Source organism: Sinomonas flava (assembly GCF_039531875.1).
Taxonomy (GTDB): domain Bacteria; phylum Actinomycetota; class Actinomycetes; order Actinomycetales; family Micrococcaceae; genus Sinomonas; species Sinomonas flava.
Window position 1 is genome coordinate 88,209 of record NZ_BAAAQW010000002.1, and the last position, 12,363, is coordinate 100,571.

12 protein-coding genes are annotated in these 12,363 nt (G+C 70.8%); all 12 read left to right on the forward strand.

What is annotated here, in order from left to right; translation table 11 throughout:
- Window position 1 precedes the first annotated feature (1 nt).
- The 12 genes from mraY (at window position 2) to ABD298_RS01335 (ending at window position 12,299) form a co-directional block, all read left to right on the forward strand.
- Window positions 2-1,111, forward strand: coding sequence for a phospho-N-acetylmuramoyl-pentapeptide-transferase (mraY, locus tag ABD298_RS01280; protein ID WP_344297728.1), 1,110 nt, complete (start codon window positions 2-4; stop codon window positions 1,109-1,111).
- A complete protein-coding gene (murD, locus tag ABD298_RS01285) occupies window positions 1,108-2,637 on the forward strand; it encodes a UDP-N-acetylmuramoyl-L-alanine--D-glutamate ligase (protein WP_344297730.1) in 1,530 nt (509 codons plus the stop codon). Before mraY ends, murD begins: the two co-directional genes overlap by 4 nt.
- 35 nt (window positions 2,638-2,672) lie before the next feature.
- On the forward strand, window positions 2,673-4,100 hold the full coding sequence (gene ftsW, locus ABD298_RS01290; protein ID WP_344297732.1) for a putative lipid II flippase FtsW: 1,428 nt from the start codon (window positions 2,673-2,675) through the stop codon (window positions 4,098-4,100).
- 38 nt (window positions 4,101-4,138) lie between these two features.
- Window positions 4,139-5,242: an undecaprenyldiphospho-muramoylpentapeptide beta-N-acetylglucosaminyltransferase gene (gene murG, locus ABD298_RS01295; protein ID WP_344297734.1), complete on the forward strand. Its 1,104-nt coding sequence runs from the start codon at window positions 4,139-4,141 to the stop codon at window positions 5,240-5,242.
- Complete coding sequence (gene murC / locus ABD298_RS01300; RefSeq protein ID WP_344297736.1) at window positions 5,239-6,651, forward strand: UDP-N-acetylmuramate--L-alanine ligase; 1,413 nt, start codon at window positions 5,239-5,241, stop codon at window positions 6,649-6,651. Before murG ends, murC begins: the two co-directional genes overlap by 4 nt.
- Window positions 6,641-7,768 carry a cell division protein FtsQ/DivIB gene (locus ABD298_RS01305; protein WP_344297738.1) on the forward strand — a complete coding sequence of 376 codons (1,128 nt, stop codon included), beginning with the start codon at window positions 6,641-6,643 and terminating at the stop codon, window positions 7,766-7,768. Before murC ends, ABD298_RS01305 begins: the two co-directional genes overlap by 11 nt.
- A gap of 183 nt (window positions 7,769-7,951) precedes the next feature.
- Window positions 7,952-9,187, forward strand: coding sequence for a cell division protein FtsZ (ftsZ, locus tag ABD298_RS01310; RefSeq protein WP_208712351.1), 1,236 nt, complete (start codon window positions 7,952-7,954; stop codon window positions 9,185-9,187).
- On the forward strand, window positions 9,184-9,909 hold the full coding sequence (locus ABD298_RS01315; RefSeq protein ID WP_344297740.1) for a purine nucleoside phosphorylase YfiH/LACC1 family protein: 726 nt from the start codon (window positions 9,184-9,186) through the stop codon (window positions 9,907-9,909). Before ftsZ ends, ABD298_RS01315 begins: the two co-directional genes overlap by 4 nt.
- Complete coding sequence (locus tag ABD298_RS01320; protein WP_344297742.1) at window positions 9,902-10,624, forward strand: YggS family pyridoxal phosphate-dependent enzyme; 723 nt, start codon at window positions 9,902-9,904, stop codon at window positions 10,622-10,624. Before ABD298_RS01315 ends, ABD298_RS01320 begins: the two co-directional genes overlap by 8 nt.
- Before the next feature lie 80 nt (window positions 10,625-10,704).
- Window positions 10,705-11,220, forward strand: coding sequence for a cell division protein SepF (locus tag ABD298_RS01325; protein WP_344297744.1), 516 nt, complete (start codon window positions 10,705-10,707; stop codon window positions 11,218-11,220).
- A gap of 8 nt (window positions 11,221-11,228) precedes the next feature.
- Window positions 11,229-11,516, forward strand: a complete 288-nt coding sequence (locus ABD298_RS01330) for a YggT family protein (protein ID WP_208712354.1) — start codon at window positions 11,229-11,231, stop codon at window positions 11,514-11,516.
- A gap of 138 nt (window positions 11,517-11,654) precedes the next feature.
- On the forward strand, window positions 11,655-12,299 hold the full coding sequence (locus ABD298_RS01335) for a DivIVA domain-containing protein (protein WP_344297747.1): 645 nt from the start codon (window positions 11,655-11,657) through the stop codon (window positions 12,297-12,299).
- The last annotated feature ends 64 nt before the right edge of the window (window positions 12,300-12,363 follow it).

Below are 12,363 nucleotides of genomic sequence, written 5' to 3' on the forward strand. Positions count from 1 at the left end.
CGTGATCTCACTGCTGATCGGCTCCGGCCTGGCCCTCGTCTTCGGCCTCGTCGGAACGCCCCTGTTCATCCGGCTCCTCGTGCGGAAGGGCTACGGGCAGTTCATCCGGGACGACGGGCCCACCACCCATCACACCAAGCGCGGCACCCCCACCATGGGCGGCGCCGTGTTCGTGCTGGCGTCCGTGGTCGCCTACTACCTCACGCACCTCCTCAGCTGGCTCATGAACCCGGGCAGCACGGGGCCGAGCATCTCCGCCGCGCTCCTGCTGTTCCTCATGGTCGGCATGGGCCTCGTGGGCTTCCTCGACGACTTCATCAAGATCTCGAAGCAGAGGAGCCTCGGGCTGTCCGCCCGGGCCAAGCTCATAGGACAGGGACTCGTGGGCGTCGTCTTCGCACTCCTCGTGCTCCAGTTCCCCGACAGCAGGGGCCTCACGCCGGCATCAACGCACATCTCGTTCCTCAGGGACATCCCCTGGCTGGACCTCGCGTTCGGCGGGACGGTCCTCGGCGCGATCCTCTTCGTGATCTGGTCCAACCTCATCGTCACGGCCGCGAGCAACGGGGTGAACCTGACGGATGGACTCGACGGCCTCGCCGCGGGCGCCGCGATCATGGTCTTCGGTGCGTACACGCTCATCGGGATCTGGCAGAGCAACCAGGCATGCGACTCCCCGCGGGTCGCGGGAAGCGTCTGCTATGAGACGCGCGATCCCCTGGATCTCGCTCTCCTCGCGGCCATCATGAGCTCGGCGCTGGTCGGCTTCCTGTGGTGGAACACCTCGCCGGCCAAGATCTTCATGGGGGACACGGGCTCGCTCGCCATCGGTGCGGCGGTTGCCGGCTTCGCGATCCTGACCCGCACCCAGGTGCTGCTCGGCATCATCGGCGGCCTCTTCGTGCTCATCACCCTCTCGGTGATCCTGCAGGTCGGGTACTTCAAGGCCACGCACGGGAAGCGCCTCTTCAAGATGGCGCCCCTGCAGCATCACTTCGAACTCAAGGGCTGGGCCGAAGTGACGGTCGTGGTCCGCTTCTGGATCCTCGCCGGGCTCTGCGTTGCCGGAGGCCTGGCCGTCTTCTATGCAGAGTGGGTGGCAGGACTGTGACACGGACTTCCTCTGAATCGGCTGAACGGCTCGCGTCCCTGACCTCGTGGGACGCCGACTGGTCGGGCCTGCGGGTCGTCGTGGCCGGCATCGGCGTCTCGGGCTTTGCCGCGGCGGACACGCTCATCGAGCTGGGAGCCTCCGTCGTCGTCGTCGACGCCGCGACGAGCGAACGCGCCCACGCACAGGCGGAGACGCTGCGGATCGTCGGCGCGGAGGACGTCCTCCTCGGCCCCGATGCCGTCGAACGGCTCCCGAAGGTCGACGGCGCGTGGCCCGAGCTCGTCGTGACGTCGCCCGGGTGGCGTCCCGACCAGGCGATGCTCGCCGAGGCCGCCCGCCGCGACATCGCGGTATGGGGCGACGTCGAGCTCGCGTGGCGGGTGCGGACGCGCCGTGGCAAGAAGACGGCCGACTGGCTCACGATCACCGGGACCAACGGCAAGACGACGACGGTGGGCATGGCTGAGTCGATGCTTCTCGCCGCAGGGCTCAAGGCCGTGGCCGTGGGCAACGTCGGCAAGCCGATCCTCGATGCGATCCGCGAGCCCGTCGAGTACGACGCGTTCGCGGTGGAGCTCTCGAGCTTCCAGCTGCACTGGGCCAACTCCCTCTCGCCGGTCGCGTCAGTCGTGCTCAACGTCGCCGAGGACCACGTCGACTGGCACGGGTCCTATGAGAGCTATCTGGCGGACAAGGCCCGCGTCTACGCGAACACGCAGAAGGCCTGCATCTACAACGCCGAGCAGATCGAGACCGAGCGCATGGTCGAGGACGCCGACGTCGTGGAGGGCTGCCGCGCCGTCGGGTTCACCACCCAGACCCCGGCGGTGAGCATGCTGGGCGTCGTCGACGGGCTCCTCGTGGACCGCGCGTTCATCGAAGAGCGCCGCGACCACGCTGCCGAACTCGGCGCCATCACCGACATCGGGCCGGTGGCCCCGCGGCACATGGTCGCCAACGCGCTTGCAGCCGCGGCGCTCGTGCGCGCCTACGGTGTCGAACCGGCCGCGATCAAGCGCGGCCTGCAGTCCTACATGCCCGGCGACCACCGCATCCAGAAGGTCGCCGAGGCGGCCGGGGTCACGTGGGTCAACGACTCCAAAGCGACCAACCCGCATGCGGCGTCGGCCTCGCTCGCATCCTTCCGCAGTGTCGTGTGGATCGCCGGCGGCCTCTCGAAGGGAGTCGGCTACGACCAGCTCGTCGCGGAGCACGCGCGGCGCCTCAAGGCGGTGGTCCTCATTGGCGCGGACAGCTCCGAACTCGCCGAGGCTCTCGCGCGACACGCGCCCAGCGTCCCCGTCCTGCCCGTCCCGGCACGGGAGACTGGAGGAAACGGCGGTGCCATCGCCGGCGACGAGGTCATGGCCCAGGCCGTGGCCCTCGCTGCAGAGCGTGCCGTCGACGGCGATACGGTGCTGATGGCCCCCGCAGCGGCGTCGATGGACCAGTTCGACTCCTATGCGCACCGGGGCTCAGCATTCATGGTGGCCGTGCGGGAGCACCTCTCCAAGCACGGCTGAGCCTGAGGCAGGAACGTAGAAGGACGGAGCACGGCATGGCGGGGACGGCGCAGCGGGACCGGGGCGCACCCGCCCCCCTGCAGGGCGCAGCGCGGCTGTGGCTCCGCCTGGTCAAGCCCACGGGGTCCAGCTCCGGTGCGAGCTACTACCTCATCCTCGCGGCCACGCTCGCGCTCACCGCGATAGGCGTCATGATGGTGCTCTCCGCCTCGAGCGTGGAGAGCATCGCCGCGGGGGAGAGCCCCTACACCGCGGCCCTCAAGCAGAGCCTCTTCGGCCTCGCTGGCCTTGCGGGGATGATGGTGCTCTCGCGGATCAACGTCCGCTGGCTCAAGCGGCTGGCATGGCCCGGCATCGGCGCCACCGTCGTGCTCCTGGTCCTGGTCCAGGTCATCGGACGCCGTGTGCTCGGAAACCGGAACTGGATAGACATCGCCGGGTTCAGCCTCCAGCCCTCCGAGTTCGCGAAGCTCCTCCTCGCGCTCTGGATGGCCACCATCCTGAACAAGAAGGCCGCGCTCCTGGACAACTGGGTCCACGCGCTCGTCCCGGTGGTGCCCGTGGGACTGGCGGTGGCGCTGCTCGTCATCTGGGGCCATGACCTCGGCACGACCCTCGTCATCCTGTTCGTCGTGATGGCTTCGCTGTTCTACGCCGGGGTGCCGACCAAGCTCTTCGTGGCTTCCGGGCTGCTCCTCGCCGTTGGGGCTGCCGGCTTCGCCATCACCAGTCCCAACCGCATGTGCCGGATCTACAACTGGGTCGGGCAGAACCCCGACTTCTGCACGGCCGACGGCGGGGACTTCGGCTACCAGGTGCAGAACGGTCTCCAGGGCCTTGCCTCGGGCGGATGGTTCGGAGTTGGGCTCGGCCAGAGCAGGCAGAAGTACAGCTGGATCCCAGAGGCGCACAACGACTTCATCTTCGCCGTGCTGGGCGAGGAGCTGGGACTTGTCGGCACCATTCTCGTCCTCGCCCTCTTCGCGGTCCTAGCAGTGTCGGTGTTCCGCGTGGTGTCGCGGCAGGAGGAGCTGTTCCCACGGGTGCTCGGGGGCACCATCATGGCCTGGATCCTCGGCCAGGCGGCGATCAACATGGCGATGGTGACCGGCATCGCGCCCGTGATCGGCGTGCCCCTGCCGTTCATCTCCTCCGGCGGCTCGGCGCTTGTCAGCTGCCTGTGTGCGATCGGCGTAGTGTTGTCCCTGGCCCGCGAGGACATGCGTCTCGCGAAGGCCGCTCGGAAGCCCCACGGCCGGACGAGGTCCAAGGCGAAGAGCGGCGCCCTCGCCCGTGACCACCGCGCAGACGCTCCGAGGGCGTCCTCGGGCCGGTCCGCTCCGGTCCTCACGGGTGCACGGGGACGGGCCGCCGCAGCCTCTCCCGGCAAGCTCCGGCAGCAGGAGGAGCCGGCGCAGAACGAAAAGCCAGCGCAGTACGAGAAGCGGAAGGCCACCAGGTAGTCATGCCCCCCGAGGATCCGTCAGGGACCCCCGCCCAGATGTCCGCACGCACTGGTCTGTCCGTGGTGCTCGCCGGTGGCGGGACCGCCGGGCACATCAGCCCCCTCCTCGCGATTGCGCGCGCAGTGGCGGAGGCCGCTCCCGACGCGAGCCTCCTCGCCGTCGGCACCGCGACGGGCATGGAGACCCGGCTCGTGCCGGCCGCCGGGCTCGAGTTCGCGACGATCGACCGCGTGCCCCTGCCCCGCAGGCCCACGCTCGACCTCGTCCGGCTCCCGGGGCGCCTCGCCCATGCCGTGCGCCAGGCCGAGTCCGTCCTCGAGCGCGCGCAGGCGGATGTCCTGGTCGGCGTCGGCGGGTATGTCTGCACGCCGATGTACCTAGCTGCGCGGCGAAGGCGCGTGCCCATAGTCATCCACGAGGCGAACACCCGCCCGGGCCTCGCGAACCGTGTCGGTGCCCTCTTCACCCGGTGGGTCGGCAAGGCGTTCGAGGCAACGAAGCTGCGCCACGCGCGGCTTGTCGGGATGCCGATGCGCCGCGAGGTCTCCGCGCTCGACCGCGCGGCTGCGCGCCCGGCGGCCCGGAAGGCCCTCGGCCTCGATCCCGACAGGCCTACCCTCGTCGTGACGGGCGGGTCCTCCGGCGCGGCGAGCATCAACGCGACGTTGGGTGCCTCGCTCGGGGCCCTCGCCGCTGCCCGAATCCAGACCCTGCACATCACCGGGCGCGGAAAGGCCGTCACGGGCGGCGACGGCAGGCTCCTGGAGGCACCCGGCTACCACCAGGTCGAGTACGTCGATGGCATGGAGAACGCCTACGCCGCCGCAGACCTGATCCTGTGCCGTTCGGGCGCAGGCACCGTGTGCGAGGTCGCGGCGGTCGGCCTGCCGGCGGTCTTCGTCCCGCTGCCGATCGGCAACGGCGAGCAGGCACTCAACGCGCGGGGCCTCGTCGAGGCAGGAGCCGCGCTCCTGGTCCGCGACTCCGAGCTGACCCCGGACTGGCTCACCCGTGAGGTCTTGCCGCTCCTGGGCGACCCGGGCAGGCTCGACGAGATGGCCCGGCGGGCCCAGGCGCTCGGGGTACGGGACGCTGACAGGACGATGGCACAGATGGTGATGGAGGCGGCACGCGGATGAGCGGCACGAACACGGAACAGGGCGCGGGGGCGACCGGCCTCGACGCGCTGGGCACGGTCCACTTCGTCGGCATCGGCGGCGTCGGGATGTCGGCCGTCGCCCGTGTCATGATCGCCCGGGGCGTTGCGGTGAGCGGGTCGGACGCGAAGGACCTGCCGGTCATGGCGGACCTTGCCGGCCTCGGCGCGCGGGTGACCGTGGGATACGGCGCCGAGAACGTGGGCGGCGCCGAGACGGTCGTCGCCGGCTCGGCGATCCGTCCGAACAACCCCGAACTCCTCGCCGCCCGGGCCCGCGGCCTTCGGATCCTGCACCGCTCTGAGGCTCTCGCCGCCGCGATGGAGGGCAGCCGCGTCGTCGCCGTCGCGGGCACGCACGGGAAGACGACGACGACTTCGATGACCACCTGGATGCTCCGTGGGGCGGGCCTCGACCCGAGCTTCGCGATAGGGGCCAACATCCCCGCGCTCGGCGTGAACGCGGCCTCCGGGAAAACGGACATCTTCGTCGCCGAGGCCGACGAGTCGGACGAGTCCTTCCTGAACTATCGGCCGCTGATCGAGATCGTGACCAACGTCGAGGCCGACCACCTCGACCACTACGGGACGGCCGAGGCCGTCCACGCGGCCTTCGATGCCTTCGCGGCGCTCCTGCCCGCGGACGGTGCGCTCTTGGCGTGCGCGGACGACGCCGGCGCCCGGGCCCTCGCCGAGCGTCTCCGGCGTGCTGCGGACGCCCCGAGGGTCCTGCTGTACGGTACGGCACCCGATGTCGATGTCCGGGTCCGCTTCGACCCGGCCGGCTCCGTGGTCGACTTCGCCGGAGCCACCCATGTGCTTCCCCTGACCGTCCCGGGACTCCACAACGCCCTGAACGCGGCCGGTGCCTTCGCCGCTGCGGTGATCCTGGGCGCGGATGCCGGAAAGGCCGCCGCCTCCCTGGCCGGCTTCAGCGGCGCCGCGCGGCGCTTCGAGTTCAAGGGCGAGGAGGGCGGGGTGCGCGTCTTCGACGACTACGCCCACCATCCCACCGAGGTGCGCGCCGCGCTCGCGGCGGCCCGCGCCGTCGCCGGGGGACATGGGGTGCACGTCCTCTTCCAGCCGCACCTGTTCTCCCGGACCCGAGAGTTCGCGGCCCAGTTCGCCGGGGCGCTCTCGGCCGCGGACACCGTGCGCGTGCTCGACATCTACCCGGCGCGCGAGGACCCCATCCCGGGGGTCACGAGCGAGCTCGTGACCTCGAACCTGCCCGCGGGCTCGTACGCGTCGGATGCTGGCCGGGCCGTCGCGGAGCTCGCGGGCGCGGCCGCGGCAGGGGACATCATCCTCACCGTCGGCGCCGGCGATGTGACGGCCCAGGGCGAGGTCCTGCTTGCGGCGCTGCGGGAGAAGGGCAGCCGTGCCCGGTAGCGGCCGGATCCCACGCGTTCCGCGGGTCGCGCGCCCCTCAGCTCCGGCCGAGGGGCAGCAGGGCGACGCCGAGGAGGCCCGCGTCAGGCTGGGCCGCGGCGCCAAGGTGACAGTCCTCGGTGCGGCGGTCCGGGGGAGCGACGGCTCCCAGCCACGGACAGGCGCTGATGCGTCCGGGACGGCGCAGGGCCCGCAGGCGCCGTCCGCGGGAGCGGATTCCCCGAGCGTGCGGGAGGACCGGGAGACGCCGCCGTCGCGCGGGCGCCCGCGGTTCCCCGTGTGGGGGAGGGGCAGGCCTGCCCGGAAGCCCGCCGGCGCGTCTCCCTCCCGGGGCGCACCGCGCGAGCCAGCACGCGACGATGCGCCGGGAGCGGCGGGATCCACTGCGGACGTCCTCGCGTTCCCGGAGCCGCCCCGCCGGCGCCGACGGCGCAGGGCGCTGACCGCGGCAACCGTCGCGGTGGTGCTCGTGGCCGGTCTCATGGCGCTGGTGCTGTTCACGCCGCTCATCGCGGTGCGTTCGGTGGTCGTCCAGGGCACACACCTGCTCTCGGTCCAGCAGGTGGAAGCGGCCCTGGCGCCCGTCGTGGGGCGCCCGCTGGCGCAGGTGGGCGACGACCAGGTGCGTTCGCTCGTCTCCCCGCTCGTGCAGGTCAAGGCCGTCTCGGCGCGTGCCGTGCCGCCGGACACGCTCGTCGTCACAGTCACCGAGCGCGTGCCGGTGGCGCTGGTGAAGAGCGAGGGCAAGCTGCTCGTCGTCGACGGTGACGGCGTGGTCCTGGGGGAGGCATCGGACACGTCCCAGTATCCCGTGCCCGTGATCGACGGCGCTGCGATGCCTCTCGGCCAGGAGGTGTTCAAGGCCGTCACCGGCGTCCTGGCCGCGCTGCCCGCGGACGTCCTCGGCCAGTTGGCGACCGCGACGGCGCAGTCGGTAGACTCGGTCGAGCTGCGGCTCACGGACGGCCGCAGCGTCGTGTGGGGGAATGCCCAGGAGCGGGAGCTCAAGGCGAGGGTCCTCGCGGCCCTCATGAAGGCTGCCGAGAACCCCCAGAAGGGCCAGGCCCCTGCTCGGGTCTTCGATGTGAGCGCGCCCCGCCATCCGGTGACGCGCTGATGCGCAGGCCTCACAGACCGGCGGATTGCCGCGACACACCATCACGGTCGTTGCGCGGTCTAAACGCGACCCATACCGTCGAGGGCAGAAGCTACTTGACATAACATTAACCTTCAAGTGGAGGGTTAAGGTTAGGCTCCCGGCTTCTCGCACACAGCAGGCTTCGAACAAGGGACACTCAACGTGGCAGCACCGCAGAACTACTTGGCCGTCATCAAGGTCGTCGGCATCGGCGGCGGTGGCGTGAACGCAGTCAACCGCATGATCGAAGTCGGTCTGCGAGGGGTCGAATTCATCGCCATCAACACGGACGCCCAGGCGCTGCTCATGAGCGACGCGGACGTCAAGCTCGACGTCGGCCGTGAGCTCACGCGCGGCCTCGGCGCGGGTGCCAACCCCGAGGTCGGGCGCCAGGCGGCAGAGGACCACGCGGACGAGATCGAAGAGGTCCTGCGCGGGGCCGACATGGTCTTCGTCACCGCTGGCGAGGGCGGCGGCACCGGCACCGGCGGTGCGCCCGTCGTCGCCCGGATCGCCCGTTCGCTCGGCGCGCTCACCATCGGCGTCGTGACCCGCCCGTTCACGTTCGAGGGCCGCCGCCGCGCGACCTCGGCGGAGAACGGCATCGAGGCGCTGCGCGACGAGGTCGACACCCTCATAGTCATCCCGAACGACAGGCTGCTCTCGATCAGTGACCGCAACGTCTCGGTGCTCGACGCCTTCCGCTCTGCGGACCAGGTGCTGCTCTCCGGTGTCCAGGGCATCACGGACCTCATCACGACCCCCGGCCTGATCAACCTCGACTTCGCGGACGTCAAGTCCGTCATGCAGGGCGCGGGCTCCGCGCTCATGGGCATCGGCTCGGCGCGCGGAGAGGACCGCGCCGTCAAGGCCGCCGAACTCGCCATCGCCTCCCCGCTCCTCGAGGCCTCGATCGACGGCGCCCACGGCGTCCTGCTGTCCATCCAGGGCGGCAGCGACCTCGGCCTCTTCGAGATCAACGAGGCCGCGCGCCTCGTCCAGGAGGTCGCACACCCCGAGGCAAACATCATCTTCGGTGCGGTGATCGACGACGCGCTCGGAGACGAGGCCCGCGTCACGGTGATCGCGGCCGGCTTCGACGATGTCAGGGCGACCTCGCCGTCGCTCGAGGACGTCAAGTCAGCACAGGCGCAGGCGTCCCAGCCCGCCGCAGCGCCCCAGCAGCCGGCCGGCCCGTCGGCCGTGCCTGCCGCCCCCGTGTCTGCCCCGCGCTCGTCGCAGCCTGCCCCCGCGCATGCCGGCCTCAGCCAGTGGAGCCAGGGCCGCACCGGCATCCCCGCCGACACGGGCTTCGACGTCGAGCTCCCCGCCGTGGTCGAGCCGGACCTGTCGGGGGCGCGGAACGACGACCTCGACGTGCCCGACTTCCTCAAGTGAACAGCAGCACGGCCGAGTCCCCGTCTGCACTGGGGCTCTTCTGGTGGCGCCGGGACATCCGTCCCGGCGTCACCGCCGCGTTCACCCGCGTGGAGGCGGGGAACGTCGCCTTCCATGTGGGCTCGGACGACGGCGCCGTGGCCCGCCACCGCGCGGCTCTCGCGGAGGAGGCCGGGGTCGGGTCCTTCCAGTACATGAGCCAGGTGCACGGGGCCGAAGCCGTGTGGGCCGGGGAAGAGCCCGCCCCCACGGCGGACGCGCTCCTGTCGCGCGGCGAGCCGCTGGCGGTCATGGTGGCGGACTGCGTCCCGATTCTGGTCGCCGGGTCGTTCGATGGCGGGACCCCGGCGCTGGCCGCTGTGCACGCAGGGCGCCCCGGCCTTGTCGCCGGCGTGGTCCCTTCCGCTGTCAGCCGCCTGAGGGACGCTGGCGCACGGGACCTCGAAGCCTGGATCGGACCGAGCATCTGCGGCGCATGCTACGAAGTGCCCGAAGCGATGCGCTCCGAGGTGGACGCCGTGGTGCCCGGCACCGCGGCGGAGACGCGCTGGGGGACCGCAGCGCTCGACCTGCCCGCCGGCGTCGTGCGCCAGCTCCAGGAGGCCGGGGTGCCCGTGCACACGGAGGCGTGGGCCTGCACCTACGAGCACGACGAGCTGTTCTCCCACCGCCGGGCGCCGGGCGTGGGGCGCTTTGCGGGCCTCGTGTGGACCCATGGCTGAGGAGCCCGGGACCGAGGCGAGGCGCCGTGAGCTCTCGGGCAGCCTCGAGCGCGTCCGCGAACGCATCCGTCGTGCGACCGAGGCCGCGGGAAGGGACTCTGAGCCGGCGCTCATCGTCGTGACGAAGTTCCATCCCGCATCCGACGTCCGCCTGCTCGCCGAGCTCGGCGTCCGTGACGTCGGGGAGAACCGGGACCAGGAAGCCGCCGCGAAGGCCGCCGAGCTCGAGGAGCTGCCGCTCGCGTGGCACTTCATCGGCCAGCTGCAGACGAACAAGGCCAAGAGCGTGGTCCGCTACGCGGATGCCGTGCACTCTGTGGACAGGGCATCGCTCGTGTCCGCGCTCGGGAAGGCCGTGGGCGCCTCTAGCCGGGACCGCGCGCTCGACTGCCTCGTCCAAGTCAACCTCGACCCCCAGGCGGCGCCCGGACGCGGCGGCGCCCTTCCCGAGGAAGTCCCCGGGCTCTCTGACCTTCTGGCGGGGACCGAGGGGCTTCGTCTGGCGGGTGTCATGGCGGTCGCGCCGCTCGGGGAAGACCCGGCGGAGGCGTTCGCCAGGCTGGCGTCGATCGCAGAGCAGATGCAGCGGCGTCATCCCGGCGCGGACATGGTCTCTGCGGGCATGACCCAGGACCTCGAGCAGGCGGTGGCCGCGGGTGCGACACACCTGCGGATTGGTACCGATGTCCTCGGCGCGCGACCGCGCGTGCGATAGCTTCAGTAGCGCCGGGACCTTCTGGGCCGAGCGACCCGGCGCTGCGGTGCACCCAGCCCGGCCCGAGGACAGGAGTCGAGATGGCTGGCGCTCTGCGCAAGACGATGATCTACCTCGGTCTGGCGGACGGCGAGGAGCAGTTCGAGACCGAGGCCACCCACGCACGCACGGAAGAGGAACAGCCTGTGCACACCGAGCGCGAAGAACGCCGTCAGGCCCTGGCCACCCGCGAGCCGTCCCAGGCCGAGGTCGAGGAGTACCGGGCGCCCGTGACTCCCATCAAGCGGGCAGCATCCGTGCGCGAGGACGGCGCCCTGCGGCAGATCACCACGGTCCACCCGCGCTCGTACAATGATGCCAAGGTCATCGGCGAGAGCTTCCGGGAGGGGATCCCCGTGATCATGAACGTCACGGACATGGGCGAGGCGGACGCGAAGCGCCTCGTCGACTTCTCCGCGGGCCTCGTCTTCGGGCTCCACGGAAGCATCGAGCGGGTGACCAACAAGGTGTTCCTCCTGTCGCCGTCCAACGTCGAGGTGCTGGGCGAGGACAAGAAGGTCGCCGACGGCCAGACCACCTTCTTCAACCAGAGCTGAGGGTCTCGATGGGCATCCTGTTCGCGCTTCTGTACCTGCTCCTCGAGGTGTTCTTCATCGCACTCGTCAGCAGGCTCGTGTTCGACTGGGTGCAGTCCTTCGCGCGCACGTGGAGGCCGCGCGGTGCCTCCCTCGTCGCGGCAAGTGCCGTCTATTCGGTCACGGATCCGCCGATGAGGCTCTCGCGCCGCTGGTTCAAGCCGCTCCGGATGGGCGCGATGAGCCTCGACCTGGCCTTCATCATCCTCGTGATCGCGGTCGTCATTGCTATGGCGATCGTCAGGAATCTCGCGTAGGTTCGAGGCCAACAGCACCGGCCGGGCCACGCTGTCAACCCCGTAGGCGGGCGTCAGGTGGAGCGGCGGGTAACAAATTCGATACGGTAGACACGGTGGCGGTAGCTGCCTGACTGACTAGACCAATGAGGTGAGCAGATGGCTCTGACGCCAGAAGACGTTGTCAACAAGCGCTTTCAGCCGACCAAGTTCCGCGAGGGCTACGATCAGGATGAAGTCGACGACTTCCTGGACGAGATTGTCATCGAGCTGCGCCGCCTGAACCAGGAGAACGACGAGCTCCGCAAGAAGGTCGCCGAGCTCACGGGGAAGCAGGGCGGCCCGCAGGCCGCCGAGAAGCCGGCCCAGGCCGCTCCGCTCCGCGAGGAAGCGAAGCCCGAGCCGGTCAAGGACGTCGCTCCGGCTCCTGCCCCCGCCGCTCCGGCCGCACCGTCCGGGGCCGGCCGCTCGTCGGTGGCCGAGTCGGCCGCAGGCCTGCTCGCCATGGCCCAGCAGATGCACGACAAGCACGTGCAGGACGGTCTCGACCAGCGCGACAAGATCATCGCCGAGGCGCAGATCGAGGCCAGCAGCCTCGTCAACGACGCGCAGGAGAAGTCCCGCAAGACCCTCGGCGCCCTCGAGCAGCAGCGCTCTGTGCTCGAGCGCAAGGTCGAGCAGCTGCGCGGGTTCGAGCGCGACTACCGCTCGCGCCTCAAGGCCTACATCGAGGGCCAGCTCCGCGACCTCGAGGCCCGCGGTTCCGTGGCCGCCTCGGAGATCACCGACAACGCAGAGGTCTGAGCCGCCTCAGCACGCGACGCCGGTGGCTGCCTGGAGCAGCCGCCGGCGTCGTCCTGCCACCGGA

Excerpts from the sequence above, each read along its gene's own strand:
- ftsW (WP_344297732.1), top strand. The coding sequence starts at position 2,673 with ATGGCGGGGACGGCGCAGCGGGACCGGGGCGCACCCGCCCCCCTGCAG.
- murG (WP_344297734.1), top strand. The coding sequence starts at position 4,139 with ATGTCCGCACGCACTGGTCTGTCCGTGGTGCTCGCCGGTGGCGGGACC.
- murC (WP_344297736.1), top strand. The coding sequence starts at position 5,239 with ATGAGCGGCACGAACACGGAACAGGGCGCGGGGGCGACCGGCCTCGAC.
- ABD298_RS01320 (WP_344297742.1), top strand. The coding sequence starts at position 9,902 with ATGGCTGAGGAGCCCGGGACCGAGGCGAGGCGCCGTGAGCTCTCGGGC.
- ABD298_RS01325 (WP_344297744.1), top strand. The coding sequence starts at position 10,705 with ATGGCTGGCGCTCTGCGCAAGACGATGATCTACCTCGGTCTGGCGGAC.
- ABD298_RS01330 (WP_208712354.1), top strand. The coding sequence starts at position 11,229 with ATGGGCATCCTGTTCGCGCTTCTGTACCTGCTCCTCGAGGTGTTCTTC.
- ABD298_RS01335 (WP_344297747.1), top strand. The coding sequence starts at position 11,655 with ATGGCTCTGACGCCAGAAGACGTTGTCAACAAGCGCTTTCAGCCGACC.